Annotated in this window: 26 protein-coding genes; 14 read left to right on the top strand and 12 right to left on the bottom strand. The window is 71.5% G+C overall.

The window, feature by feature from the left end; translation table 11 throughout:
- Positions 1–21: 21 nt before the first annotated feature.
- On the bottom strand, positions 22–909 hold the full coding sequence (locus tag BN159_RS40865; protein ID WP_015662950.1) for a LysR family transcriptional regulator: 888 nt from the start codon (positions 907–909) through the stop codon (positions 22–24).
- A 140-nt stretch (positions 910–1,049) separates the two neighbouring features.
- Between BN159_RS40865 and mgrA the strand changes: the two genes are divergently transcribed.
- Positions 1,050–2,042, top strand: coding sequence for an L-glyceraldehyde 3-phosphate reductase (gene mgrA / locus BN159_RS40870; protein ID WP_015662951.1), 993 nt, complete (start codon positions 1,050–1,052; stop codon positions 2,040–2,042).
- Between the two features lie 52 nt (positions 2,043–2,094).
- Here the strand turns inward: mgrA and BN159_RS40875 are convergent, their stop codons facing one another.
- Positions 2,095–3,081: an aldo/keto reductase gene (locus BN159_RS40875; protein ID WP_015662952.1), complete on the bottom strand. Its 987-nt coding sequence runs from the start codon at positions 3,079–3,081 to the stop codon at positions 2,095–2,097.
- A 280-nt stretch (positions 3,082–3,361) separates the two neighbouring features.
- On the opposite strand from BN159_RS40875, the gene BN159_RS40880 reads away from it, so the two are divergent.
- The 4 genes from BN159_RS40880 to BN159_RS40895 are packed head-to-tail and all read left to right on the top strand — an operon-like array spanning position 3,362 to position 7,772.
- Positions 3,362–3,772: a hypothetical protein gene (locus BN159_RS40880; protein ID WP_015662953.1), complete on the top strand. Its 411-nt coding sequence runs from the start codon at positions 3,362–3,364 to the stop codon at positions 3,770–3,772.
- A gap of 57 nt (positions 3,773–3,829) precedes the next feature.
- Complete coding sequence (locus tag BN159_RS40885; protein WP_015662954.1) at positions 3,830–6,172, top strand: FHA domain-containing protein; 2,343 nt, start codon at positions 3,830–3,832, stop codon at positions 6,170–6,172.
- Between the two features lie 9 nt (positions 6,173–6,181).
- Positions 6,182–6,727 carry an SH3 domain-containing protein gene (locus BN159_RS40890; protein WP_015662955.1) on the top strand — a complete coding sequence of 182 codons (546 nt, stop codon included), beginning with the start codon at positions 6,182–6,184 and terminating at the stop codon, positions 6,725–6,727.
- Positions 6,717–7,772, top strand: a complete 1,056-nt coding sequence (locus BN159_RS40895) for a serine/threonine-protein kinase (protein ID WP_015662956.1) — start codon at positions 6,717–6,719, stop codon at positions 7,770–7,772. Before BN159_RS40890 ends, BN159_RS40895 begins: the two co-directional genes overlap by 11 nt.
- 5 nt (positions 7,773–7,777) lie before the next feature.
- On the opposite strand, the gene BN159_RS40900 is transcribed toward BN159_RS40895, so the two are convergent.
- Entirely contained in the window at positions 7,778–9,037 is a 1,260-nt protein-coding gene (locus tag BN159_RS40900; protein WP_015662957.1) for a streptophobe family protein, read from the bottom strand.
- 159 nt (positions 9,038–9,196) lie between these two features.
- Between BN159_RS40900 and BN159_RS40905 the strand changes: the two genes are divergently transcribed.
- From BN159_RS40905 to BN159_RS40915, 3 genes are all read left to right on the top strand, one after another.
- Entirely contained in the window at positions 9,197–10,480 is a 1,284-nt protein-coding gene (locus tag BN159_RS40905; protein ID WP_015662958.1) for a DUF6777 domain-containing protein, read from the top strand.
- Between the two features lie 99 nt (positions 10,481–10,579).
- Positions 10,580–11,032 (top strand): ATP-binding protein, encoded by a 453-nt coding sequence (locus BN159_RS40910; protein WP_015662959.1) that lies wholly within the window; start codon positions 10,580–10,582, stop codon positions 11,030–11,032.
- 97 nt (positions 11,033–11,129) lie between these two features.
- On the top strand, positions 11,130–11,531 hold the full coding sequence (locus tag BN159_RS40915) for a helix-turn-helix domain-containing protein (RefSeq protein WP_015662960.1): 402 nt from the start codon (positions 11,130–11,132) through the stop codon (positions 11,529–11,531).
- Between the two features lie 18 nt (positions 11,532–11,549).
- On the opposite strand, the gene BN159_RS40920 is transcribed toward BN159_RS40915, so the two are convergent.
- Together BN159_RS40920 and BN159_RS40925 are read right to left on the bottom strand one after the other, a co-directional pair.
- Complete coding sequence (locus tag BN159_RS40920) at positions 11,550–12,152, bottom strand: ClpP family protease (RefSeq protein WP_015662961.1); 603 nt, start codon at positions 12,150–12,152, stop codon at positions 11,550–11,552.
- Positions 12,153–12,154: 2 nt separating this feature from the next.
- Positions 12,155–12,793, bottom strand: a complete 639-nt coding sequence (locus BN159_RS40925; protein ID WP_015662962.1) for an ATP-dependent Clp protease proteolytic subunit — start codon at positions 12,791–12,793, stop codon at positions 12,155–12,157.
- Positions 12,794–12,960: 167 nt separating this feature from the next.
- On the opposite strand from BN159_RS40925, the gene BN159_RS40930 reads away from it, so the two are divergent.
- Positions 12,961–13,443, top strand: coding sequence for a VOC family protein (locus tag BN159_RS40930; protein WP_015662963.1), 483 nt, complete (start codon positions 12,961–12,963; stop codon positions 13,441–13,443).
- A 4-nt stretch (positions 13,444–13,447) separates the two neighbouring features.
- On the opposite strand, the gene BN159_RS40935 is transcribed toward BN159_RS40930, so the two are convergent.
- Entirely contained in the window at positions 13,448–14,341 is an 894-nt protein-coding gene (locus tag BN159_RS40935; RefSeq protein ID WP_015662964.1) for a hypothetical protein, read from the bottom strand.
- A gap of 190 nt (positions 14,342–14,531) precedes the next feature.
- On the opposite strand from BN159_RS40935, the gene BN159_RS40940 reads away from it, so the two are divergent.
- Both BN159_RS40940 and BN159_RS43110 read left to right on the top strand, forming a co-directional pair.
- Entirely contained in the window at positions 14,532–14,894 is a 363-nt protein-coding gene (locus tag BN159_RS40940; RefSeq protein WP_015662965.1) for an effector-associated constant component EACC1, read from the top strand.
- Positions 14,894–16,588 carry a caspase family protein gene (locus BN159_RS43110; RefSeq protein ID WP_015662966.1) on the top strand — a complete coding sequence of 565 codons (1,695 nt, stop codon included), beginning with the start codon at positions 14,894–14,896 and terminating at the stop codon, positions 16,586–16,588. The genes BN159_RS40940 and BN159_RS43110 overlap by 1 nt, the downstream gene beginning before the upstream one ends.
- 6 nt (positions 16,589–16,594) lie before the next feature.
- Here BN159_RS43110 and BN159_RS40955 read toward each other — a convergent pair whose 3' ends face one another.
- The 4 genes from BN159_RS40955 to BN159_RS40970 form a co-directional block, all read right to left on the bottom strand.
- The gene (locus BN159_RS40955; protein ID WP_015662967.1) at positions 16,595–17,470 is read right to left on the bottom strand and encodes a geranyl diphosphate 2-C-methyltransferase; all 876 of its coding nucleotides are present in this window, start codon (positions 17,468–17,470) and stop codon (positions 16,595–16,597) included.
- A gap of 44 nt (positions 17,471–17,514) precedes the next feature.
- Positions 17,515–18,558, bottom strand: coding sequence for a family 2 encapsulin nanocompartment cargo protein terpene cyclase (locus tag BN159_RS40960; protein ID WP_015662968.1), 1,044 nt, complete (start codon positions 18,556–18,558; stop codon positions 17,515–17,517).
- A gap of 22 nt (positions 18,559–18,580) precedes the next feature.
- The gene (locus tag BN159_RS40965) at positions 18,581–20,011 is read right to left on the bottom strand and encodes a family 2B encapsulin nanocompartment shell protein (RefSeq protein WP_015662969.1); all 1,431 of its coding nucleotides are present in this window, start codon (positions 20,009–20,011) and stop codon (positions 18,581–18,583) included.
- Positions 20,012–20,293: 282 nt separating this feature from the next.
- The gene (locus BN159_RS40970) at positions 20,294–21,301 is read right to left on the bottom strand and encodes a zinc-binding alcohol dehydrogenase family protein (RefSeq protein ID WP_193384360.1); all 1,008 of its coding nucleotides are present in this window, start codon (positions 21,299–21,301) and stop codon (positions 20,294–20,296) included.
- 145 nt (positions 21,302–21,446) lie between these two features.
- On the opposite strand from BN159_RS40970, the gene BN159_RS40975 reads away from it, so the two are divergent.
- Together BN159_RS40975 and BN159_RS40980 are read left to right on the top strand one after the other, a co-directional pair.
- A complete protein-coding gene (locus BN159_RS40975) occupies positions 21,447–22,247 on the top strand; it encodes a VOC family protein (RefSeq protein WP_015662971.1) in 801 nt (266 codons plus the stop codon).
- 34 nt (positions 22,248–22,281) lie between these two features.
- Positions 22,282–22,974 carry a ribonuclease H family protein gene (locus BN159_RS40980; RefSeq protein ID WP_015662972.1) on the top strand — a complete coding sequence of 231 codons (693 nt, stop codon included), beginning with the start codon at positions 22,282–22,284 and terminating at the stop codon, positions 22,972–22,974.
- On the opposite strand, the gene melC2 is transcribed toward BN159_RS40980, so the two are convergent.
- A complete protein-coding gene (gene melC2, locus BN159_RS40985) occupies positions 22,953–23,777 on the bottom strand; it encodes a tyrosinase MelC2 (protein WP_015662973.1) in 825 nt (274 codons plus the stop codon). The two genes, BN159_RS40980 and melC2, sit on opposite strands and share 22 nt — an antisense overlap.
- Before the next feature lie 35 nt (positions 23,778–23,812).
- Positions 23,813–24,187 (bottom strand): apotyrosinase chaperone MelC1, encoded by a 375-nt coding sequence (gene melC1, locus BN159_RS40990; protein ID WP_015662974.1) that lies wholly within the window; start codon positions 24,185–24,187, stop codon positions 23,813–23,815.
- A gap of 339 nt (positions 24,188–24,526) precedes the next feature.
- Between melC1 and BN159_RS40995 the strand changes: the two genes are divergently transcribed.
- The gene (locus tag BN159_RS40995) at positions 24,527–25,777 is read left to right on the top strand and encodes an FAD-dependent monooxygenase (RefSeq protein ID WP_041820501.1); all 1,251 of its coding nucleotides are present in this window, start codon (positions 24,527–24,529) and stop codon (positions 25,775–25,777) included.
- Positions 25,778–25,784 lie beyond the last annotated feature (7 nt).

Raw genomic sequence — 25,784 nt, forward strand, 5'->3', positions numbered from 1 at the left:
ACCATCGCGCAAAGCCGACCGTCACGCGCCTTCTTTGTCGAGCAGCTCCATGAGGGCTCGCGCCGCCGGGCTCGTGGCCTGCGGGTGCGGCAGCAGGGCGACCGTCTCGTACACCCGCTCGCCGGTGCCCTTCACCGGCAGGGCGGTCAGTGACTCCCGCTTGTGCCGGAAATGGCGCGGTACGACGGCGATCCCGAGGTTCTCGTCCACCAGGTCCAGCAGGCTGTGCACGTCGTTCACCTCCAGGGCGACCGCCCGGCGGACCCCCGCGGCGGCGAACGCCGCGTCGGTGGTGCGGCGCGGCCCCCAGTCCGGGTGGAAGTCGACGAACACCTCGCCGCCCAGCTCCTCCGGAGTGACCGCCGCCCCGGCGGCGGCGAGCCGGTGGCTCGGGTGGCAGAGCACGGTCATCGGCTCGCTGGTCAGCGGTACGGCGCGCAGCTGGTCGGTGTCCTCCTGTGCCGTACGCACCGCGAAGGCCAGATCGAGGCGGCCGGCCGCGACCTCCTCCGCGAGCGCCCCCGAGCCCGCCTGCCGCAGGCAGATCTCCACATCCGGATGGCGCCGCCGGAACGCGGCGAGCAGACCCGCCACATGCACCCCGGCGATGCACTGCTCCGAGCCCAGCGCCAGCATCCCGCGCAGCACGCCCTGCACCGCGGCCACCGCCTCATGGGCCGACCGCACCTGCGCCAGGATCCGCTCCGCCTCGCCCAGCAGCGCCCGCCCGGCCGGGGTGAGCGTCACACTGCGCGTCGTCCGGACGAACAGCGGGGTCTGGAGCTCCCGTTCCAGTGAGCGGATCGATGCCGAGAGCCCCGACTGGGACACCATGAGCCGTTCGGCGGCCCGGGTGAAATGCTGGTCCTCGGCGACCGCGACGAAGTGCTGGAGATGACGCAGTTCCATGACTGAGAAGCGTAACTGCTGAATTCCATCGGATTCTTCTGTTGGACCAATGCCTACAGGTCACGAAAGAGTGGACACCGGTCTTAAGGGAGCCTCGTGATGAGCTTGGTTCCCCTCGTGCCCACCCCTCTGGAGTCGCGTTGTACACCGCACACCCCGACCGCTACACGGACATGCCCTACCGGCGCACCGGACGCAGCGGCCTGAAGCTCCCCGCCCTGTCCCTCGGCCTGTGGCACAACTTCGGTCCGGACCGCCCGGTCGAGACGCAGCGCGCGATCCTGCGCCGCGCCTTCGACCTCGGTGTCACCCACTTCGACCTGGCCAACAACTACGGCCCGCCGCCCGGGTCGGCCGAGGAGGCGCTGGGCGAGGCGCTGAAGGCGGACTTCGCGCCGTACCGCGACGAACTCGTCATCTCCACCAAGGCCGGATACCTGATGTGGCCCGGCCCGTACGGCGAGTGGGGCTCGCGCAAGTACGTGCTGTCCTCGCTGGACCAGAGCCTGAAGCGGATGGGCCTGGACTACGTGGACATCTTCTACTCGCACCGGCCGGACCCGGAGACTCCGCTGGAGGAGACGATGGGCGCGCTGCACTCGGCCGTCCAGCAGGGCAAGGCGCTCTACGTCGGCGTCTCCAACTACTCCCCGGAGCAGACCCGGGAGGCCGCCCGCATCCTCGGTGAGCTGGGCACGCCGCTGCTGATCCACCAGCCGCGCTACTCGATGCTCGACCGGCGCCCCGAGGACGAGGGCCTGCTGGACACCCTGGACGAGCTCCAGGTCGGCTCGATCGTCTTCTCCCCGCTGGAGCAGGGCCTGCTGACCTCCCGCTACCTCGACGGCATCCCCGAGGGCTCCCGGGCCGCGAGCGACAGCCCCTTCCTGAACTCCGACGCGGTCACCGAGGACCTGGTGGCCAAGCTCCGCGCCCTCGACGAGATCGCCAAGTCCCGCGGCCAGTCCCTGGCCCAGCTGGCGCTGGCCTGGGTGCTGCGCGGCGGCCGGGTGACCTCCGCCCTCGTCGGCGCGAGCAGCGCGCGGCAGATCGAGGACAGCGTGGCGGCCATCGGCAACCTGGACTTCGACGCGGAGGAACTGGCCCGCATCGACGCGGTGATCAAGGCGTAGCTCCCTGGCCGGATGCCCCTGACGGCGGTCGTCAGGGGCATCCGTGCGCCGGTCAGCCGTTGACGAAGGTCAAGCTGGTGGCGTCGTAGCGGTCGCCCGCGATGTGCTCGGGTGCCGCGGCGGACTCGATCGCGGCGAGCTCCTCGGCCGACAGCTCCACGGTGAGTGCCGCCAGGTTCTCCTCCAGGTTCCGCTGCCGCCGCGTGCCGGGGATCGGGACCACGTCGTCGCCGCGGGACTGCACCCAGGCCAGGGCGAGTTGACCGGCGGTGACGCCCTTCGCCCGGGCCAGCTCCTCCAGTTGGGCCACGATCGCCAGGTTCCGTTCGAGATTGCCGTCGGCGAACCGCGGCTGGCCGCGGCGTACGTCGTTGTCGGCCATGCCTTCGACCGAGCTGTACCGGCCGGTGAGGAAGCCGCGGCCGAGCGGGGAGAAGGGGACCAGGCCGATGCCCAGTGCGCGGCAGACCGGCGCGATCTCGGCCTCCAGGTCCCGGGTCCACAGCGACCACTCGCTCTGGAGCGCGGCGATGGGGTGCACGGCGTGGGCGCGCCGCAGGGTGGCGGCGCTCGCCTCGGAGAGCCCCAGGTGGCGGACCTTCCCGGCGCGCACGAGGTCGGCCATGGCGCCGACGGTCTCCTCGATGGGGACCTCGGGGTCGACGCGGTGCTGGTAGTAGAGATCGATGTGGGCGACGCCGAGCCGGCGCAGGGACGCCTCGCAGGCCTGGCGCACATAGGCGGCGTCGCCGCGGATCCGGGTGGGCTCGCCGAGCCGGTTGGCGAAGCCGAACTTGGTCGCGAGCACCACCTCGTCACGGCGCCCGGCGACGGCCCGCCCGATCAACTCCTCGTTGTGGCCGAAGCCGTAGAAGTCGGCGGTGTCGAGCAGGGTCACCCCGAGGTCGAGGGCGCGGTGCAGGGTGTCGATCGACCGGTCGTCGTCGGTGGCGCCGTATCCGTGGCTCATGCCCATGCATCCAAGCCCCTGCGCGGACACGGTGAGTTCGCCCAGATCCCGGGTGGGAACGTCGCTCATGCTGGTGCCTTCCTGGCGTTCGGAGCCGTTCAGTCCGTGACGCTAGGTACTGGAGCGCGCTCCAAGTCAACCGACGGGCATCCGTCTCGTTTCGGCCAGTGATCTCCGCGAATATGCCAGGAGACTGGCCGGAAAGTCATGGTGACAGTGATTCAGTAGTGAACATACTCATCTGAAGAGGGACCTTCACGCGGAGCGAAGGTTTGATCACGCAACGCACCGGAGCCGCACGGGAAGCGAGGCCCTGCCGAGAGGCGATCAGCTCACGGGGGAGTGAGACGTGCACGACGAATTCCTGTGCCATGTCACCGCGTACGGCACTTGCGGCGGCCGGCGTATCGGTGTACCGCTCGGCACCTACCGGGCGCCCACTTTAGCCCTCGCTCTGTGGTGGTTGCGGGACCGGGCCTCCTGGATCGCCGAGCGTCTGGATCCGCACCCCGAGGCCGAACACTTTCCGCCGAGCGCCCTCGTCCCGGTCGCCGCGACCGTGCCCGACGTGCCCACGGTGCTCCGTACCTGGTGCGGTGACGCGCGTCAACAGGAGCTGGTCGCCGAGCAGTTGGCCGCCGGACGGCTGATCCGGATCGCCACGAGCGACGACACCACCGAGTACGAACTGCTCGCCGAGTCGATCGACGCGATGCGTATGCAGCGCACCATCCCCGCCCTGGTCGTCCCCGTCGCCTGATCATGCGCTGATCGTCCGCGCCAGGCGCGCAAAGGGGCGAATCGGTAGAATTCTGGCATGGCGGAGCGACCGCTCGCACCGACTGCGCCCGTACTCGTGCTGGAGACCGAGTCGGGCTCCACCGTGATGACCCCGAGCCGCGACTACCACGTAGGGCGCGACCCGCTGAGCGACATCGTCATCGACGACGCCCGGGTCTCCTGGCACCACGCGGTCCTGCACCCCGAGACCGACCACTGGACGCTCCAGGACGAGCACAGCACCAACGGCACCTACACCGAGGGCCGCCGCGTCCAGGAACGGGACGTCGGCCCCGGCACCGTGATCCGCTTCGGCAACCCCGCCGACGGCCCCCGCGCCGTCCTCCTCGGCCGCCCCGCACCCGGTCCGGAACGCCCCTCGGCCGTCTCCATGCCCGCGCAGACCGGCACCTTCCGGCAGCCGACCAGCGTCCGGCCCATGCCCGCCACCCGCACCGTCCGCATCGGCCGCGCCCCCGACAACGACCTCGTCATCGACGACCTGATCGTCTCCCGCCACCACGCCGAGCTGCGCGGCCTGCCGGACGGCGGCCACGAGATCACCGATCTGGGCAGCCACAACGGCACCTTCCTCAACGGCGCCCCCGTCACCACCGCCGCCGTCCGCCCCGGCGATGTCATCGGCATCGGACACTCGGCGTTCTGCCTGGTCGGCGACGAGCTCCAGGAGTACGTCGACACCGGCGAGATCTCCCTGGAGGTGCAGGACCTCACCGTCGCCGTCGACCGCGGCCGCAAGACCCTCCTCGACGACGTCTCCTTCCCGGTGGGGGAGAAGTGCCTGCTGGCCGTCGTCGGACCGAGCGGCGCCGGAAAGTCCACCCTGCTCAACGCCCTCACCGGACAGCGGCCCGCCGACCACGGCACCGTCGTCTACGACGGCCGCGACCTCTACCGCGACTACGCCGAACTGCGCCAGCGCATCGGCCTGGTCCCGCAGGACGACATCCTGCACGCCCAGCTCACCGTCCGCGCCGCCCTGTCCTACGCCGCCGAACTGCGCTTCCCGCAGGACACCGCCAAGGCCGAACGCCAGGCCCGGGTGGACGAGGTGATCCGCGAGCTCGGTCTGGAACAGCGCGCCGGACAGCCCGTGCACAGCCTCTCCGGCGGCCAGCGCAAACGCGTGAGCGTGGCCCTGGAACTGCTCACCAAGCCCTCCCTGCTCTTCCTCGACGAACCGACCTCGGGACTCGACCCCGGCATGGACCGCTCGGTGATGCACATGCTGCGGGGCCTCGCGGACGACGGCCGCACCGTCATCGTCGTCACCCACAGCGTCCTCAGCCTCGACGTCTGCGACCGCCTCCTGGTCCTGGCGCCCGGCGGCCGGATCGCCTACTACGGGCCGCCCGAGGACGCCCTCCCGTTCTTCGGCTTCGACGAGTGGCCGGAGGCCTTCGAGGCCTTCGAACGCGACCAGGACCGCAACTGGGCCGGCGGCTACACCAGCTCACCGCTGCACCGCCGGTACGTCATCGACGCCACCGCACAGCCCCGGCTCACCCGCACTGGACCGGTCGTCATCACCCCGCCGCGCCGGCCGCGCAGCCGCGGCGCCCAGCTCGGCACCCTGATCCGCCGCTACACCGCAGCCCTCAGCGCCGACCGCACCTTCCTCGCCATCATGATCGCCCTGCCCTTCGTGATGGGCGCCATGGCCCGCGCCCTGGCCGGCAGCGCCCTGACCCGGGACACCGCGATGAACGCGCTGCTCATCCTGTGCGTCGGCGCGGTCCTCACCGGCGCGGCCAACGCCGTGCGCGAACTGGTCAAGGAACGCGTGATCTACCGGCGCGAACGCGCCGTCGGCCTGTCCAGATCGGCCTACCTGATGTCGAAGGTCGTGGTCCTCGGCACGGTCACCGTGCTCCAGGCCGTGGTACTCACCCTGGTCGCCCTGCTCGGCGTCGATCTCAACGCCCCCGGCGGCGAGGGCGTGCTGATGCCACCGCTGATCGAGATCACCATCGCCGTGGCGCTGCTGGCCTTCACCGCGATGATGCTCGGCCTGCTGGTCTCCGCGCTGGTGCGCAAGGAAGAGGTGACGATGCCGCTGCTGGTCCTGCTGGCCATCGTCCAGGTCGTCTTCTGCGGCGCCCTGCTCAAGCTCGACGGGGTACCCGGCCTGGAGCAGCTCTCCTGGCTGGTGCCCTCGCGGTGGGCGCTCGGCGCGATGGCCGGGACCGTCGACCTGGCGCGGATCGTGCCCGGCGACCTGACCGGCGACCCGCTGTTCGAGCACTCGACGGGCGTGTGGCTGCTCAACATCGGCATGCTGCTCGTCCTGTCGGTGGTCTTCGGCTACGTGGTCTCCTGGCTGCTCCGTCGCCAGGAACCCGTCGTGATGCGGAAGTAGGCGCATGCCATGGCGACTCCAGGCTTCCGGCCCACGCATGTCGTCCCCAGCCGCGGAATGCCCGCCTGGGAGGTCCCCGACCCGGCCCGGCCCACGATTCCCCTGGACGCGCTGCTGCCCGTACAGCTCCTCGAACGGCGCGGCGACTGGGGGCGCGTGCTGTGCGCCAACGGCTGGTCTGCCTGGGTCGACGCCCGCCACCTGGTCGCCGTACCCCAGGACCCGCCCGTGCCCGACGCGGCCCCGGCGCGCACCGCCGATCCGCGACCCCACCTCGCCCGCGCCGAGCAGACCCTGTCCCGCTACCGGTCCGCGGTGGAGGACCTGGCCGCCGGGGGCCTGGACGGCGAGTCCTTCCGGAACCGCACGCGCGGACTGCGGATCGGGGTGGTCGTCGAGGGCGAGCACGTGTGGCTGTACGACGCCGACCACGGGCGCTGGGTGTACGCCGACGGACTGCGCCTGAGCACCTTCACCACGGACGAGGCGCCCCGCGCCGACACCGGGGACCCCGGCCTCGCCGCGACCCGGGTGGTGACCCCGGATGGCCCGTGAGACGAGCCTGTTCTCCGGCCGCCCCTCCGAGCTGATCGGCCGGCAGGTCGCCGGGTACCGCATCGAGGAGGAGATCGGCCGCGGTGGCATGGCCGTCGTCTACCGCGCCCGTGATCTGCGCCTGGACCGTCCGGTCGCCCTGAAGCTCCTCGCCCCCGAACTCGCCCGTAACGACACCTTCCGCCGCCGCTTCAGCCACGAGTCCCGGGCCGCCGCGGCGATCGACCATCCGCACATCGTGCCGGTCTTCGAGGCGGGCGAGACGGACGGCGTCCTGTTCATCGCCATGCGCTACGTCGCCGGCAGCGATCTGCGCCATCTGCTGGACCGCCAGGGCCCGTTGCCGCCCGCGACGGCCGTGCGGATCGCCGCGCAGGTGGCCTCCGCGCTGGATGCGGCCCACGAGCACGGACTGGTCCACCGGGACGTGAAGCCCGGCAACATCCTGGTCGCCCGCGGCACGGACAGCGACCACCCGGAGCACGCCTATCTGACCGACTTCGGACTGACGAAGAAGTCCCTGTCCCTGACCGGGGTCACGACCGTCGGCCAGTTCGTCGGCACCCTCGACTACGTGGCGCCGGAACAGATCTCCGGCAAGCCGGTCGACGCGCGCTGCGACGTGTACGGCTTCGCCTGTGTCGTCCACGAGTGCCTGACCGGGCAGCCACCCTTCCGGCGCGACGACGACATGGCGCTGCTGTGGGCGCACCAGTACGACCAGCCGCCACCGCTGACGACCCTGCGGCCCGACCTTCCGGCCCCCGTCGACGCCGTGTTCGCCAAGGGCCTGGCGAAGAGCCCCGATGCCCGCTACGAGTCCTGCCTCGCCTTCGTCGCCGCACTGCGCACCGCCCTGCGCGGCGATGAGCCGGAGGTGGTGGGGGAGGCGGTGGCGCATCCGCCGACGCAGGTGGACCTGAGGGTCGTGGAGGAGCAGCGGGAACCGGAGGGGCTGGTGGAGCGGGGTGAGCCCGGGGAGAGGGCGACGGAACCGAAGCCACCGCCCCGGTGGGCCGAGCCGTTCTTCGGCAGTCGGCGCTGACCGGCCTACCGTCCCACCCTCCGCCGCACCCCCTGCGCGAGCAGCCCCCCGAGGAAGCCCCCGACCAGCCCCCACAGCACCGCGAACCCCAGCGCCCCCCACACCTGTGGCTCCAACAGCAGCTCCCCGCCCAGATCACCCCCGAGATCCCCGATGCCCAGCACCGACAGCCCGTAATGCGCGGAGATCCGCCCGACGAGGCAGATCATCAGCACCGTGAGGACCAGCGCCACGCCCAGATGAACGGCGTGCTGCCAAGCACGCATCCGCCGCGGGGAACGGGCCGCCATCACGAACGCCGCCGCCAGGACCAGCACCGCGTCCACGGCCACCAGCCACCACACCCGGCCGTCGTAGTCGGCGAGCGTGCCGAGGTTGAGGGTCGCGGTCTCCTTACCGCGCAGCACCTCGTCCAGCACATGCGGCATCGGCAGGCCGAACGGGCCGTCCACCCGGCCCTCCCAGGTGGCGCCCAAGCCGATGGTGAGCGCCAGCCACACCAGGTTCGGCAGCCCGAGCAGAATGACGGCGAGGGTCTCCCGCGCGTGCCCGCGGGCCACGGCCACGACCAGGCCGATCACCACACCCAGGGCGACGCAGGCCAGCAGCAGCACGACCATGGCGTACGCGGCAGGGCGCACCGACTCCTGGAAGCGCAGCAGCCGGGGCGGCAGCGGAGCGCCCCGCGACACCAGCAGGGCGAGGATCATGACGCCCGCGAGCCACAGCAGTCCGAAGAACAGCGTCGCCGGGACGTCGGTGCGAAAGCCCACCTTCGGCGAGACCCCGAACAGCTCACCCAGGTCGCTCAGCGTGTCGTCACCGAGCGCGATGGTGAAGTCCTGGCGGGCGGTCAGGGCCAGACCCAGCAGCGCCAGCAGCCACAGCAGGGCGACCCGGCCGGCCCAGCCCGCCAGTTCGCGCGCACCCGTCACCGCCCGGTGTCGCAGCGGCCGCAGGAAGGCGGCGGCAGTCACCAGGGCACCGGCGAGCGTGACGGAGAGGGGGATCACGGTGAGACCGGCCGCGGACTCGGCGAGGCCGCCGGCGTCGCCCGACATCTCGACCGTGCCGCCGACGGCCGTGACCACGGTCGCGGCGACGACCCGGGGGAAGGCGTTGTCCGGCAGGTCCGTCGCGCCCGCCGCCCACAGGCCCAGCGCGGCGACGACCCCCATGGCGATCAGCCCGGCCAGCACGGCGATCAGGGCCTGCGGCCAGCCGTGCCGGGCAACTGCCTGGTCGGAGGGGGTGCGAGCGCTCACCCTGCCACGCTAAGCAGCACCGGCGCCGCCCGCCCGCCGGGAGGTCCGTCCGCGTCGGCTTGCGCACCGCGCGGGACAGGAGCACACAATGGTCACGATGTGGAAACGCGGCTAATGAGATGAATTGTCGCGAAAGTCCCGCATCGGGAAGAAGGGATCGTGAGCGTCGAACCTCCGTCGTCCGGACGCCCCACGGGACCCCCCTCGGGCCCCCTGTCCGGTCCCTCGCAACCGCCTGCCGGACCGCCCTCCGGCAGCGGCGGAGTCCCCTCCTCCCAGCCTCCGAGCAGCGGCGGCGGAGTCCCGCCCGGCCCGCCCACCGGCGGCAGCGGTGGCGGCGGTGTCCCCCCGGAGCCGGAACCCCACCGGCCCTGGTGGCGATCCGTACCGCGCATCGCCGTCGTGGCCACGGCGGTGGTGGCCGCCGTGGTGATCGCCCTGGTCTTCAGCCGCGGTGACGGCGGCTCCGGCTCCGGCGGCGAGGTCTTCCTCCAGGCCGCGGGCAAGTCCGGCCCCGACCCCTTCACCGAGTCCACCGCCACGGACAGCTCCGCCCCACCGGTCACCCCGACCCCGGCCGCCACCGACTCCGCCAATGCCGTCCAGGGTGTCGACGGCGGCGCCCCCGGTCTGTACGGCGGCACCCGCAACGTCGCGAGCTGCGATGTGGAGAAGCAGATCAAGGCGCTCCAGGCGGCCCCGGCGAAGAACAAGGCGTTCGCCTCCGTGGCCGGCGTCGACCCGTCCGGTGTCCCGGCCTATCTGCGTGACCTGACCCCCGTGCAACTGCGCATGGACACCCGCGTCACCAACCACGGCTACCGCGACGGCAGCGCCACCAGCTATCAGGCCGTCCTCCAGAGCGGCACCGCCGTCCTCGTCGACGACCGCGGCGAGCCCCGGGTTCGCTGCGCCTGCGGCAACCCGCTGACCCCGCCGGTCGCCCAGCAGTCCACGCCGAAGCCCACCGGCGACTCCTGGCCGTCGTACAGCTCCTCGAACGTGGTGGTGGTCCAGCCCGCCACGGTCGTCATCAATGTCTTCGTGGTCTACGACCCCGAGCACGACGACTGGTTCCACCGGCACCCCGGCGACACCGGGGGCAAGGACCAGAAGACGGACCCGCCCGCCCACCAGCCCAAGCCGTCGACGATCACACCGCCCTCGACGTCCCCCGGCACCACGACGGCCTGCCCGTCGCCGCCCACGGGAACGCCCACCGGTGAGGCGACCGACTGCCCGACGTCACCGTCCGCACCGACCTCGCCCTCCGAGCCGACCACCCCGTCCGAGCCGACGAGCCCGCCGACCTCGGAACCCCCGTCGGAACCGGAGACGGCCGGCACCTCCAGCCCCGAGGTGCCGCTCGCTTCCACCACGACCGCCACGGCCTCCACCTCGCTCGCGACGAGCGGGAGTCCCTCTCTCTCGCCCGCGGTGTGACGCACCCGGCTCCCGGCACGGGGACTGCCCGGCGCGGCACTGGGTAAGAGGGCTGGTGCAGCAGCGTCCGGCCGAGGCCGGCTTCCGAGAGAGACACGCATGATCGAACACGACGGGGCAGTGATTCCGACCGGCTTCGACGTGCCCGTGGAACCGCTCCGGCAGGCGGCCCACTACAGCGGGGAGCCGGGGTGCATCGCCGAGGCACGCTCCTTCGCCACCGTCTTCCTCGGCCGGCTGCGCACGGAATGGTGCGCCGACATCGGCGACCGGACCCACGAAGCGGTCCTGCTGGTCGTCAGCGAGCTGGTCACCAACGCCGACCGGCACAGCAACGGCCCGTACATCCTGGACCTGGAGGGCACCGACGCCCAGGTCGCGGTCTGCGTCTACGACAGCAGCGCCGCACCGCCCCGCCGCTTTCCCCGCGACCCCGAGCGGGTCGGACGGCACGGCCTGGAGATAGTGCACGCGCTGGCGACGGACGTCGCCGTCGAACGCGTCCCGGTCGGCAAGCGGATCCGCGCGGTGGTCCGGCTGACCGGCCGGTGACCGAGGTCCGGTCAACTCCCTGTTCGCGCAGGGCGATTCTTCCCAGGGCAGAACGCCGGACCCTTCCCCGCGCGGCCACGGCTCCTAGGCTGGGAAGGTGAGCAACCAAGCGCCGAACCAAGCCCGCGTGATCCCGCTGCGCCCGCCGATGCGCCAGGAACCCCCGCGCCCCGACTCCGGGCCCGCACCCAGGGAACCCCTGTGGCGGGACCTGGTCGGTGACGTCCTGCGGCGCGAGCGCCTCGCCCAGGAGCGCACCCTCAAGGACGTGGCCGACGCCGCCCGGATCTCGATGCCCTACCTCTCCGAGGTGGAACGCGGCCGCAAGGAGGCCTCCTCGGAGGTCCTCGCGGCCGCCGCCCACGCCCTCGGGCTCGGCCTCGGCGACCTGCTGTCCCGGGCCCAGGGCGAGCTGATCCGCCTCACCAGCCGCCACAGCACGGTCGGCGGACGCGGCACGGCCGGATCGTCGTACAACGGACTCTGCCTGGCCGCCTGACGGCCGCCGCCCGGCGCCTCACACCCCGGCGAGGCGCCGGCTCACCACCTGGTCGGCGAGGCCGTACGCCACGGCCTCCTCGGCGGTGAACACCTTGTCGCGGTCCATGTCGGCGCGCAGCGTCGCCACCTCGTGGTGGGTGTGCCGGGCCAGCACCTCCTCGACCTGTGCGCGGATCCGGACCATCTCCTTGGCCTGGAGCGCCAGGTCGGAGACCGTGCCCTGCCGCCCGCCGCTGGCCGGCTGGCCGAGCAGCACCCGGGAGTGCTCCAGCACCGACCGCCGCCCGGGATCCCCGCCCGCCAGCAGCACCGCCGCCGTGGACGCCGCCTGCCCCACGCAGAACGTGGAGATCGGCGCCTGGACGTAGGTCATCGTGTCGTAGATCGCCATCAGCGAAGTGAACGATCCACCGGGGGAGTTGATGTAGATCGCGATCTCGTGCTCGGGCGCCGCCGACTCCAGATGGAGGAGTTGCGCGATGACGACATTGGCCACCCCGTCGTCGATCTCCGTGCCCAGAAAGATGATCCGCTCGTTCAGCAGGCGGCTGAACACATCGAAGGAACGCTCACCCTGCGGGGTGCGCTCGATGACGTTCGGAATCGTGTAACTCCCCATGACTACAGCCCCATCCGTCGTTTTCCGGCAGCCGGGCTGACATCCGTGAAGGACTCCACCACCCGGTCGACCATGCCGTACTCGAGGGCCTCCTCGGCCGTGAACCAGCGGTCCCGGTCGCCGTCGCGGGAGATCGTCTCCGGGCTCTGGCCGGTGTGCTCGGCGGTGATCCGCTCGATGGTCTTCTTCGTGTGCTCCAGGTTCTCCGCCTGGATCTCGATGTCCGCGGTGGTGCCGCCGATCCCGGCCGACGGCTGGTGCATCATGATCCGCGCGTTGGGCAGCGAGTAACGCTTGCCCGCGGCGCCGACGCTCAGCAGGAACTGGCCCATGCTGGCGGCGAACCCCATCGCGAGCGTCGAGACGTCGTTCGGGATCAGCCGCATCGTGTCGTAGATGGCGAGGCCCGCGTGGACCGAGCCGCCCGGGCTGTTGATGAACAGGCTGATGTCGGTGCGCGGGTCCTCCGCGGAAAGGATCAGCAACTGCGCGCACACCCGGTTCGCGGAGACCTCGTCGACCTGGGTGCCCAGCAGCACGATCCGCTGCCCGAGCAACTGAGCCGCCAACTGGTCGTCGAACCGGGTGGGCGGGGTGTCGCCCTCCTCCGCCCGCGGAGCGAGCGCGGTGAGTGGAGTCATGGGATCTCCTCGTCGTGGCGTGGATACCGTCGACTCCACTGTTGCCCGCGGACCCGCTCCACCGGGGATTTCTCTGCCCGCGGCAGATTCGCCCAGAGCAGAGCGATGAGTTCCGGCGCGAGCATGGGTCGATACAGGTGACCGCGTTCCACGCCCAGGAGGTACTCATGGCCAGCAACGGTTTCACCACGTGTCTCTGGTTCGACACCCAGGCCGAGGAAGCCGCCGACTTCTACGTCTCCGTCTTCAAGAACTCCAGCATCGGCAGGACGGCCCGCTACCCCGAGGGCTCCATGCGCCCCGCCGGAACGGTGATGACGGTGGAGTTCACGGCCAACGGCCACCCGTTCCTCGCGCTCAACGGCGGCCCGCAGTTCAAGTTCAACGAGGCGATCTCCCTCATGATCTTCTGCGAGGACCAGGAGGAGATCGACTACTACTGGAACAGGCTCATCGAGAACGGCGGCGAGCCCGGCCCCTGCGGCTGGCTCAAGGACCGGTACGGCGTGTCCTGGCAGGTCATCCCCGACAGCCTCGACGCCATGACCAGCGACCCGGACCCGGCGAAGGCATCGCGCGCCACGCAGGCGATGCTCAGCATGGGCAAGCTCGACATCGCCGCCCTGAAGAAGGCGTACGACGGCGAGTGAGACCTCAGTCGCCGCGGATCACCCGGGTGACCTCCCGCGCCATCCGCAGGATGCCGGGCGACCGGACCGGGCACGGCTTCGGGGTCGATGTGGTGGGCGCCAGACAGAAGTGCAGATAGTCGTCGTCGCGGTGCAGGGCGGTGCGGTCACGGCCCGGCGCGGTGCAGTAGTCCGGGTGCGCACGCTCGTAGTCCGTGCAGGGCAGCTCCCGCACCCAGGTGTAGCGGGCCTGCTCGGCGCTCACCGTCCGCCCGGCGTCCGCGACGAGATCGCCCGAGGCGTCGGCCTGCTCCTCGTAGAGCGCGTTCACCTGTCGGACCCGGTCGGGAGTGATCGGGTCCGGGCCCTGGAGCACCCAGACGATCCGCGGGCGGCGGTCCCCGCCCGCGGCGGCGATCTGCCCGGTGAGCTTCTTCAGATCCGCCGCGTACCGGTCGAAGTACGTCCGGGGATCGGCGTCGTGGGTGATGCCGTCCATGCAGGGCGTGTAGCCCCAGGCGTTGCCCCAGAACTGGAGCGCCACGAAGTCCGGGCGGAGCGAGCGCACCAGCGTGGCGGCCTTGTCGGCGTCCGGGACCAGCGACCGCTTGCCGGTGCCCTCCAGATAGTCGCAAGGGGTCGTGCCCGAGTACGGGGCACTGGTGTACTCGGCGCGCAACTCCCGGCGCAGCTCGGTCCCGAGCACCTTCTGCGCCTCCATCGCGAGCGAGTCGCCGAGGTACAGCACGGTCGGCGCCTTCACCGCGGCGGTCGGTGAGGCGGGCGCCTGCTGCTGGGTGGTGGCCGATGCCCTCGGTACCTCGGGGGCGGGTGCCTGGTCCGCCCCCGACGTCGGATCCCCGCAGCCGCCGAGCAGCGCCACGCCGAGCAGTAACCCCGCCATCCACGCCTTGCGCATGCGGCAACTCCCGCCCCGGAACCGGAAAACGGCTCCCCAGGCAAGCACAGCCGTGCCATCGGCGGAAGACCCGCGTCAACCACAGTCCACCGGGCACCCCCACGATCGAGTGATACGCGCCAACTGCCGTGAGCGTGCCCGCCGTTGATTCCTAGCGTGAACGCCGAGCACCGAATCCACAGGGAGAAGCATGCGCATCGAGATCCGGGTCGCCACCGACGACGGGCCCACGACCCTGGACCTGTACCGCTGGCTGCGCCGCGACCCGGACGTCCGCGGCCACGCCGACCTGTGCCTCGGCGCGCCGGCCGACGACGCGACCATGGGCGCCGCCGACGTCATCGACGTCGTGCTGGGTCACGGCATCGCCGCGCTCAACCTCGCCCTCTCCTACGTCGCCTGGCGCGCCGCCCGCCCCTCGGCCCCGGCCGTCACCCTCACCGTCGACGGCGTCTCCGTCACCGTGCAGGGGCCGTGCGACGAGGAGACGGTCCGTCTGCTGACCGGCCTGCTGGAGCGCCGTACGTCCGGCTCCGATCTGGAGTCCGTGTAGTGCCGCTGCCGGATCCCGCCGCCTCCCGCGCGGTCGTCATCGGCGTGGACGGCTACCGGACCATGTCCCCGCTGCCCACAGTGGCCGCGGGCACCCGGAGGATCGCCGAACTCCTCACCGAACCCGGCCTCTTGGGACTTCCCGAGGAGCACTGCGTCGTCCTCGCCAACCCCGAACAGCCCGCCGAGGTCATCGAGGCGGTGCGCGCCGCCGCCCAACAGGCCCGGGACACCTTCCTGCTCTACTTCGCGGGGCACGGCCTGCCCTCCCGCGACGGCGACCTGTGCCTGATGCTGCCGCACGCCGACCACGACCGGCTCTTCCACGCGGTGCGCTACGACGACCTGCGGCACGAGCTGCTCACTGAGTGCAACGCGCACAGCCAGGTGGTGATCCTTGACTGCTGCTTCAGCGGGACGGCGATCGAGCGGTACATGGGCGGCCCCGACGACTTCGCGGACCGCGCTGCCGTCGACCGCACCTATGTGATGACGGCCTGCGCACCCGGCCGGAAGGCCTTCGCTCCGCGCAAGGAGCCGTACCCGGCCTTCACCGCCGAACTCGTCCAGACGCTGGAGCAGGGCGTGCCGGGCGGACCCGACCTCCTCGACATGGACGCTGTCTTCCGGAACGTCCGGCAGACGCTCCTGGCCAAGGGCCGCCCGGAACCGCAGGCGCGGGCCACCGGCGTCGGCCATGACATCGCGCTGGTCCGCAACCGGGCCGTGGGCGCCTACCCCTTGCCCGTGCGGCGGGTGCGCCGCGCGCGGTTTCAGAGCAGCCGGCCGACCGCCGTGGTCACGTCTGTCGCGGTGGCCGCATATCTGCTCCTGACCGGCCTGCCGAACCTGCCCGAGTCGCGATCCGCGCTCGCCGACCACCGCACCGCCGACCTGTGCTCCCTCACCCGGCCCGCCGACTTCGGCCGGTTCGGCGAGACCGAACAGGACGCCGCCTACGGCAACTTCGACCGCTGCGACGTCCTGGTGCACCGCGCGGACGGCGGCGTCGTGGATGTGATGGTCGACCTCGACGGCGAGCGGCCCGAGGTCACCGCGACCCGGTCGAGCCACGGCGTCGGGATCCTGCCGCAGCCCGCCGAGAGCGACCGGTGCACCCGGCTGCTGGTGCCGCCCCACGACGAGGTCACCGTGATCGTCAGCGCCAAGCTCGCCGAGGACGGCCCGGCACCCCTGTGCGAGATCGCCGACGTCGCCGTCGAACGTGCCGTCACCGTCCTCGGCAAGGGCACCCTCGACCGGCGTCCCGACTTCCCGCCCGACTCGCTGGCCCAGCAGGACGCCTGCGCCCTGCTGGACGCCGCCGCCCTCGACGTCGTCCCCGGCATCGACGCCACCGATCCCGATGCCGGGTACGGAAACTGGTCCTGCGACTGGACCAGCACCACCAGCGACCTCCATGTCGACCTGAGCTTCGACCGCGGTCAGCCGCCGTCCGCCGAGGACGGCACCTTCACCCAGCTCGCCGGGCGCCGCGCCCTGATCCGGCCGGGCGCGGAGGGCGAGGACACCTGCCTGGTCAAGGTGGTGCAGCGCACCTACGTCGGGGACCGCGGCCGGACCCAGGTCGAGACCCTGAACCTGCTGCTCACCGGCGGGCGCAGCCAGGACTGGCTGCGCCGGACGGCCCTCGCGCTGGCCGGGGAGGCGGCCGCGCAGGTGCCGCGGGCCTGATCCGGCTCACACCCGGTCGGCCGCGATCATCAGGTACTGGAAGCTGCCGTTGCGGTAGGCGTCGAGGAAGGTGTCCTCGATCCCGGTCACCAGATGCTCGGCCTGGCGGCGCAACTCCCAGTAGGGGATGGTCGCTTCGGTCAGGTCCTGCACATGGACCGGGACCAGCCGGTTGCGGGCCATCGCCCGGAAGTACGCCGAGCGCGGATGGATGTCGCAGATGTAGTGGGCGTTGATCAGGGACACCTCGCGGGAGGCCCGGCCGTAGGTGTCGTTGTAGCAGCCGGTGATCACCACATAGCGGCCGCCGCGGCGCAGCAGCCGGGAGTGCTCGGCGAACAGCAGGTCCAGTTCGACGTACATGGTGGACTCGTTGTTCCACGACGCCGCGAACGCGCCGGTCGGGAAGCCGGTGTCGAGCATGTCCCGGCAGTGGTAGCGGACGCTGTTGTCGATGCTCCGCTTGCGGGCCTGCTCGTTGGCGAACTCGGCCTGCTTCTCGGAGAGGGTGACACCGTCGGCCTCGCAGCCGTGGCGCAGATGCGCCACCACACTGCCGCCGCCGCGCCCGCAGCCGGCGTCGAAGACCCGGTCGGCGGCGGAGAGCGGCCCGAGCCGGCCGGCGAGCAGCTCGGCCTGGGCGTGTTCGAGCCGGTGCAGTTCGGCGGTGATCCGCTCCTCGCGCAGCTCGGGGTCGGCGTCGTCGAGCACCGACCAGTCGACGTCCCCGACGCCGTAGTGGTGGTGATAGAGGTCGTCGATCCTTCCGAGTTCGAGGTTGACCGGGTTCTCCTCGGCGTTCCAGTAGTCCGCCACACTGTTCTGGTACCTGGACTGGGGCGGCACCGGCGCGATCGCGGTGTCGACGTGGGGGGAGCTCAACGCGGGTTCCTCCTGGTGTTTCTGACGTGCTGTCAGGGCGGGGGTTACCAGTAGTCGGGCAGGTGGTAGCGGTGGGTGTTGGTGGCGTGCCATTCGTGGTTCCCGGCGACCCAGGCCGCGAGGCCCTCGGTGTAGCGGCCGACCAGGGGTGACAGGGCGGCGACGACTTCGGCCTCCTCCTCGAAGGCGGCCATGACCCGGTTGTGGATCTCGACGGACTCCAGATAGGCGTCCTTGAGACCGCACCGCTCGTTGGCGGCGACGACCACGGGCAGATTCAGATGCGTCGGGTCGGTCGCCAGTTCCTTGGTGAACGAGTACAGGTCGTTGACGATCGTGGTGGCGTTGCAGGCCAGTGCCGTCACCCGCTGGATCTCGGGCCGGGCGTACAGCGGCTCGGGCAGCTCGTAGCCGTCGACGGCGTCGACGAGCGAGAGACACGGACGGAAGTTGTTGAACTGCCGCATCGTCAGGTACTCCCACACCTGCGGCATGTACTCGGTCTCCGCCCAGGCGGCCTCCCCGAGATACCCCAGGTGCAGCCGCGCGATGTCGTGCACGAACCGGTTGGTCTGGCTCGGCGTGGCGAAGGCGGCGTAGTCCCTCAGTGCCCAGTGGTAGGAGCGCAGCGGGCCGTCCGCCTGGACGCCGAGCCGCCACTGCTCCTCCTTCTCGGGGTCGCCGTGGTAGGGGTCGAGCGCCGACTGGGCGATGACCAGCCGCCCGCCCAGACCGCGCGCCGAGGCGCCTCGGCCCTCGGAGACCTCGCAGTAGCAGCTGTCGACGACGTTCTCCGCGAGCAGCAGTTTCCCGGCGGCCGTGAGGCGCTCCAGGTCGGCGGCGCCCGGATGCTGGAGCGCCACGGCCCGGCCGAACTGGAACCCCGCGAAGTCACCTGACCACGCCGTGGGGAACAGATCCAGCTCGCGGGCCCATGCCTCCAGCCGTACATCCACCTCCTTCACCTTCTCGGGGTCCGCCGGAACCGCGGGCCGGTACAGCAGGCCGGGCACGGCTCCGCCGCGCCGGGCCCGGACGGAGCGGGCGAGGTTCGGCGGGCCGGGCGCCCGGAACGCGAGTGAACTCATGTGGGTATTCCGTTCCGTCCCGTCAGTCGGCCGTCCGGCCGATCTGGACGTTCTCCAGGATTCCGGCGGCGTCCGGCACGAGGATCGCCATTGAGTAGTAGGCGGTGACCAGGTAGCGCAGGATCGCTGCGTCGTCGATGCCCATGAACCGCACGTTCAGGCCCGGTTGGAACTCTTCGGGGATCCCGGTCTGGTAAAGCCCGACCACGCCCTGGTCGGCCTCGCCGGTGCGCAGCGCGATGATGCTGGTGGTGTGCTGCGGGCCGATCGGGATTTTGCCGCACGGCAGCAGCGGCACGCCCCGCCAGGCGGGCACCTCGTGTCCGTCGAGGGTCGCCGTGCCGGGCACGAGTCCGCGCCGGTTGCACTGGCGGAAGAACGCGGCGATCGCCTTGGGGTGGGCGAGGAACAGCTTCGTCTTGCGGCGCATGGAGAGCAGCTCGTCCATGTCATCGGGGGTCGGCGGCCCGGCGAACGTGCTGATCCGCTGGTCGTAGGCGGTGCTGTGGAGCAGTCCGAACTCACGGTTGTTGACCAGCTCCCACTCCTGGCGCTCGCGGATCTCCTCGACCGTGAGCCTGAGCTGTTGCTGGGTCTGGTCCATCGGGTCGTTGTAGAGGTCGGCGACGCGGGTGTGCACCCGCAGCACGGTCTGGGTCAGGGACAGCTCGTACTCGCGCGGGTCGAGGTCGTAGTCGACGAAGCCGCCGGACAGGGTCGGCTCGCCGACATGGCCGGCCTGCATCGGCACATCGGCCTCGCCCTTGCGGTTCATGGGCTTGCTCTGCCGCTGGGCATAGGCCTCCAACTGGGCGGCGAGCGAGGGCGCACGGCCCACGTAGTCCATGAGCGAGTCCCAGGGCAGCACCAGGACCACGCCCGCGGTCTCGGCCCGTACCGAGCTGAGCCAGAGCGGGTCGGCGCGGCCGACGGCCTCGTCGCCCAGGCCCTCGCCGCCGGTGACGACTCCGATGACCTCCTCCTCTCCGTACTTGCCGGCGGTGTAGCGGGTGAAGCGGCCGTGCACGACCAGGTAGGCCTCGGTGACCGGCTGCCCGGCCTCGAAGAGGACCTGCCCGGCGCGTACCTCACGGACCCGGAACCGGGAGGCGACCTGCCGGAGCACCTCGGTGTCGGAGTAGCCGCGCAGCACCGGGAGTTCGGTGAGCGTCTGAGGGATGACCTTCACGTCGTCGGCGCCGTTCTGGTCGAACTGCACCCGTCCGCGGCCGATCCGCAGCTGGAGGCGCCGGTTGACGCGGTACGTGCCGCCCCGGACGTCGACCCAGGGGAGCATCTTGAGCAGCCATCGCGAGGTGATGGCCTGCATCTGGGGTTCGGACTTGGTGGTCGTGGTGAGCTGGCGGGCCGCTTGCGTGCTGAGGCTGGTGAACGAAGGAGCGGCGGCGGAGTCGTCGACGGCGGGATTGGCGGCGCTTTCGGGTGCGGACACAGTCCCTCCCTGGAGGGGGGTTCAGGGGTGAGCGGTGTGGACGGTGAGTGACGTGCAGCCTCGTGGCGCGGGGTGGACAGCACGCGCTGCCTGTACACAAGGCAAACAGCGGCGGGTGATCGCCGGGAACCGCGTGAAAGGGGCGGTTTCACGCGCCGGATGTGCAAACCGCCCGGTTGAGGCGGATGGGGCACGATGGTGTGATCGCGCGCCGGTTGATGTTGTCCGGACTGGCGGCGCGCAGGGGGCGCGCAGGATGAGCGCGCGGAGCCTCGCGCGCGGTCAGGTCACGTCGTTCACCAGTACGGCCGCCCCGTCGAACCGGCCCGCCTTGAGATCCCGCAGCGCCTCGTCGGCCCGGGACAGCGGATAGGTGTGCGTGGTGGCGCGCACGCCGTACCGGGCGGCGAGGGCGAGGAACTCCCGAGCGTCCTCACGGGTGTTGGCGGTGACGCTGCGCAACTCCCGCTCGTAGAACAGCTCGCGCTCGTAGTGCAGCGGCGGGATGTCGGTGAGGTGGATCCCGGCGACCGCGAGCACTCCGCCGCGGTCCAGCGCCCGCAGCGCCACCGGGACCAGCTCCCCGACGGGCGCGAACATGATGGCGCTGTCCAGGGGCTCCGGCAGCGGCTCGTGCACCTCGCCCGCGGACGCCGCCCCCAGCTCCAGCGCGAGGCGCCGGGCCGCCGCACCCCGGGTGCGCACATGCACGCGGGCGCCCTCCGCCAGGGCCACCTGGGCACACAGATGGGCGCTGCCGCCGAACCCGTACAGACCGAGCCGCCCGCCCGGCGGGAGCCCGGCCCGGCGCAGCGCCCGGTAGCCGATGATCCCGGCGCACAGCAGCGGCGCAAGCGCCACGTCGGCCAGGTCGCCGGGCAGGGGGTGGGCGAAGGCGGCCGGTACGGTCGTGTACTCGGCGTAGCCGCCGTCCGCGTCCCAGCCCGTGTACCGCGAGCCGGGGCACAGGTTCTCCGCGCCGCGCAGACAGTGGCCGCAGGTGCCGTCCGTCGACCGCAGCCAGGCCACCCCCACGCGGTCGCCGAGCGCGAACCCGCTCGCCCCGGCGCCCAGCCCCGCCACCACCCCGACGACCTCGTGCCCGGGAGTCACCCCCCGCCGGTGCACCGCCAGATCACCCTCCGTGACATGGAGGTCGGTACGGCACACCCCGCACGCCCGCACCCGCACCAGCAGCTCGCCGTCCCCGGGCACCGGCACGGGCTTGTGCACGAACCGCAGCGCCGCGCCCTCCACCGGCCCGGGAGCCACCACCGACCACGCGCGCATCGTCCTGTCCGTCATCACGCTCCCCGTCCCGCCGTACCCCCTTCCTCCCAGTCTGGGACGGACCGCGCCGTTCGGCGCGCGGTTCGCCCGGCGGATGGCTAGCGTGTGGAACCGGACCCACCACCGATTCGGAGAGGCCGCAGTCATGGCCGTACAGCCAGAGGGAACCCCCTGTTGGGCCGATGCGATGTTCAGCGACGTCGAGGGAGCCAAGAGCTTCTACGGCGACGTCCTGGGCTGGACCTTCGGCGAGGCGTCGTCGGAGTTCGGCAACTACACCCAGGCGTACGCGGACGGCAAGGCCGTCGCCGCCGTCGTCCCGCCCATGCCCGGGCAGGAGGGCCAGTCCCAGTGGTGCCTCTACTTCGCCTCCCCGGACGCCGCCGCCACCGCGGGTCGGATCCGGGACAACGGCGGTGAGGTGCTGATGGAGCCGATGCAGGTCGGTGACTTCGGCACGATGTGCCTGGGCCGCGATCCGAGCGGGGTCGTGTTCGGCGTGTGGCAGGCCGGTGAGCACGAGGGCTTCGAGGCGCCGCCCGAGCAGCCCGGCGCGTTCTGCTGGGCCGAGGTCTTCACCCGCGAGCCGGAGAAGTCCGACACGTTCTTCCCCGCCGTGTTCCCGCGGTACACGGCGCAGCAGATGGAGGACGACGGGGTCGACTTCCGGATCTTCAACATCACCGACGCCCCCGTCCTGGGCCGGATGAAGATGACCGAGGAGTTCCCGCCGGAGGTACCGGCGTACATCAACGTCTACTTCTCCGTACCCGACTGCGACGAGGCCGTGGCGAAGGCGACCAAGCTCGGCGGTGTGCTGCGGTTCGGGCCGATGGACTCGCCGTTCGGGCGGTTCGCGGCGCTCAGCGACCCGCAGGGCGCGAACTTCTCGGTGATCGACGTCACCTCCACCCAGGGCGAGATGCCCAAGCTCACCGACGTCTGACCGGCACCCCTTCGGCCCATGGCATGATCGGCACATGCGTGAACGAGTAGTAGCCGCGTGCGACGGGGCTTCGAAGGGAAACCCCGGACCCGCGGGCTGGGCCTGGGTGGTCGCCGACGAGAGCGAGACCCCGGCCCGCTGGGAGGCCGGGCCGCTCGGCAAGGCCACCAACAACGTCGCGGAACTGACCGCGCTGGAGCGCCTGTTGGCGGCGACCGACCCCGGGGTGCCGCTGGAGGTCCGGATGGACTCCCAGTACGCCATGAAGGCGGTCACCACCTGGCTGCCCGGCTGGAAGCGCAACGGCTGGAAGACCTCGGCCGGCAAGCCGGTCGCCAACCAGGAGCTCGTCGTACGCATCGACGAGCTCCTGGCCGGCCGCTCCGTGGAGTTCCGCTACGTGCCCGCCCACCAGGTCGACGGCGACAAGCTCAACGACTTCGCCGACCGCGCCGCCAGCCAGGCGGCCACCGTGCAGGAGCCCGCGGGCAGCGGCCTCGGCTCGCCCGAACCGCCGCCCTCACCGGACACCCCCGCCAAGGCGCCGCGTCGCCGACCCACCGCCGCGAAGAAGAGCGGCGGCGCGTCCTCCGCGCGCACCATCAAGGCGAAGTTCCCCGGCCGCTGCGTGTGCGGCCGCTCCTACGCGGCGGGCGAGTCCATCGCCAAGAACGCGCAGGGCTGGGGTCACCCGGAGTGCAGGGATCAGGCCGCGTCGAACGTGTAGTGCGGGGTGTGGTCCAGCAGATCCGCGGGCCGCACATCGTTCCACGGCTTCATCGTGTCGTTGAGGTCGACCACGTTCGGCGTGCCTGCCGCCGGGAGATAGGCGGAGCCGGGGTGGCGGCGCTGCCAGTCCGCCCACAGCTTGTCGACGTAGGCGTGGTGCAGCCAGAACACCGGGTCGTTGGGGGAGACCCCGGTCGCCATCTGGCCGCCGACCCACACATGCACCCGGTTGTGGAGATTGACCCCGCGCCAGCCCTCCAGATGGTTGCGGAACCCGTCCGAACCGCTGTTCCAGGGCGCCATGTCGTACGTCTGCATGGCCAGTACCGACTCCACCTCGGCCGGGGTCGGCAGCTGCCTGCCGCCGGAGCCGAGAGCCCGGCGCAGATAAGTACGGCCGTCCACGCGGACGTTGATGGTCCAGTTGCCGGTCGAGGCGGCGAACGGCCCGTCCATCACCCGGCCGTCCAGGCTGCGCCCGGTGCCGCCGAGGAAGTCCGGCGCCCACAGTGAGGCACGCGCGGTGCGGTCGGTGCTCCAGTCCCAGTAGGGCAGTGCGACCGAGGCGTCCACCTGCTGCAATGCACTCTCGAAGTCGAGCAGGAATCTGCGGTGCCAGGGCAGGAAGGACGGCGAACGGTGGCCCGTGCGCTCGCCGTTGTCCGTGTCGGCGACGATGAAGGCGTTGTGCGTGGTGACGAACTCGTCGTAGCGGCCGCTGCGCTTGAGCTCCAGGACGGCGGCGACGAAGCGCCGCTTCTCGTCGGCGGTCAGGGACGCCTGGTTCTTGCGGACGGTCATGTGCGGTTGCTCCCGGAAGGTGCGTGAGGGGCGGGTCAGTTGGTGGGGAAGGGCAGGAGCGCGGCGCCCTGGAGCTCGTCGACCGCGGCGCGGGCGGCGGCGCGCGGGGTGGCCACCGGGTCGTAGTGGCTGACGACGCTGATCCAGCTGCCGTCGGCGTTGCGCATCACATGCAGCTCCACCCCGTCGACGAACACGCCGTAGCCGCCGCCGTGATCGTGATGGCCGCCGCCGGAGGCGGCCCTGCCTTGTATCCGACGGCCCTTGTAGACCTCGTCGAAGGGTGCGGGGGAGGAGCCCGGGTGGTGCCCGGCGGCCCGGGCGGCGGGGGCGGCGAGCGTGGCGGCTCCGGAGGCGGCGGCGAGGGCGGCCGCGGCGGTGAGCGCGCGGCGACGGCTGAGTTCCGGCATACGGATCTCCCGGTTCGGTGCGGGTGTTGACTCCGCATGCCTATCGGGCGGGACGAGACCGGGAGAAATCCCTCCGGAGCGGTTGGCTGCGATCCGGACAATTACCCACATGTCGTGCAAGGTTGAACCAGGATGATCTTGCTGCGTGCATATGCAGAGATCCGCCGGAACGGGTAATTCCTTCTCCCCGGAGTCCTGATTCGGGTGGTCTTTCACGTGAGGGTGTGTCGCGGGTGGCCTGCGTCACGCCCGGGAACTGACGCGATCCGGAAGCCCGTGCCCTGCGATGCACACTGCTACTCTCCGTCTCGAAATGATCGCTTTGAGTGATTCCAAGGGGTGCGCGTGAAGGTCGTCTGTGTCGGAGGCGGGCCCGCCGGCCTGTACCTCTCGATCCTGCTCAAGCTTCAGGACCCGTCCCACGACATCACCGTCCACGAGCGCAACCCGGAGGGCTCGACATACGGCTGGGGTGTCACCTACTGGCGCGGACTGCTCGACAAGCTGCACGAGCGCGACCCCGTGTCCGCGCAGGCCATCGCCGACCACTCGGTCAACTGGAACGAAGGCGTGGCCCGGGTCCGGGACCTGACCACCCGGCACGGCGGCGACGAGGGTTTCGGCATCGGCCGCCACCGCCTCCTGGAACTCCTCGCCGCCCGCGCCCGCTCCCTCGGCGTACGCCTGGAGTACGAGAGCGAGATCGACGCCGCCGGCCCGACCGGCGGAGCCGACCTCGTCGTCGCCGGCGACGGAGTGCACAGCGCGCTGCGCACCCGCCACGCCGCTCACTTCGGCACCGAGCTCAGGCCCGGCCGCAACCACTACATCTGGCTCGGCACCACCAAGGTCTTCGACGCCTTCACCTTCGCCTTCGTCGAGACCGACCACGGCTGGATCTGGGCCTACGGCTACGGCTTCGGCCCCGACCGCAGCACCGTCGTCATCGAATGCGCCCCCGAGACCTTCACCGGCCTGGGCCTCGACCGCGCCGACGAGGCCGAGGGGCTCGCCCTGCTGGAGAAGCTGTTCGCCGACACCCTCGACGGCCACGCCCTGATCGGCCGGGCACCGGCCGACGGCAGCTCCTCCTGGCTCAACTTCCGCACCCTGACCAACCGCACCTGGTACCGCGACAACCTGGTCCTGCTCGGCGACGCCGCCCACACCACGCACTACTCCATCGGCGCCGGCACCACCCTCGCCCTGGAGGACGCCATCGCGCTGGCCGACGCCCTGCGCGAGCACCCCCAACTGCCGCGGGCCCTCGCCCAGTACGAAAGGGAGCGCAAGCAGGCCCTGCTCCCGCTCCAGAGCGCGGCCCGCTACAGCGCCCAGTGGTACGAGAGCCTGCCCCGCTACATCCAGCTCCCGCCCGAGCAGATGTTCGCCCTGCTCGGCCAGCGCCACTCGCCCCTGCTGCCCTACGTCCCGCCCCAGCTCTACTACCGCCTGGACCGGGCGGCGGGCCGGCTGGAGGCGCTGCGCCGGTTCAAGCGCTGGCTCGGCCCCAAGCTCGCGCGCACCGTGCAGGCCCGGAACCTGTCCTCCGGCCGGCAGCCCGAAGAAGTGCCTGAGCGGCGCGGATGACAGACTG

The organism is Streptomyces davaonensis JCM 4913, assembly GCF_000349325.1.
GTDB classification, from domain to species: Bacteria; Actinomycetota; Actinomycetes; order Streptomycetales; family Streptomycetaceae; genus Streptomyces; species Streptomyces davaonensis.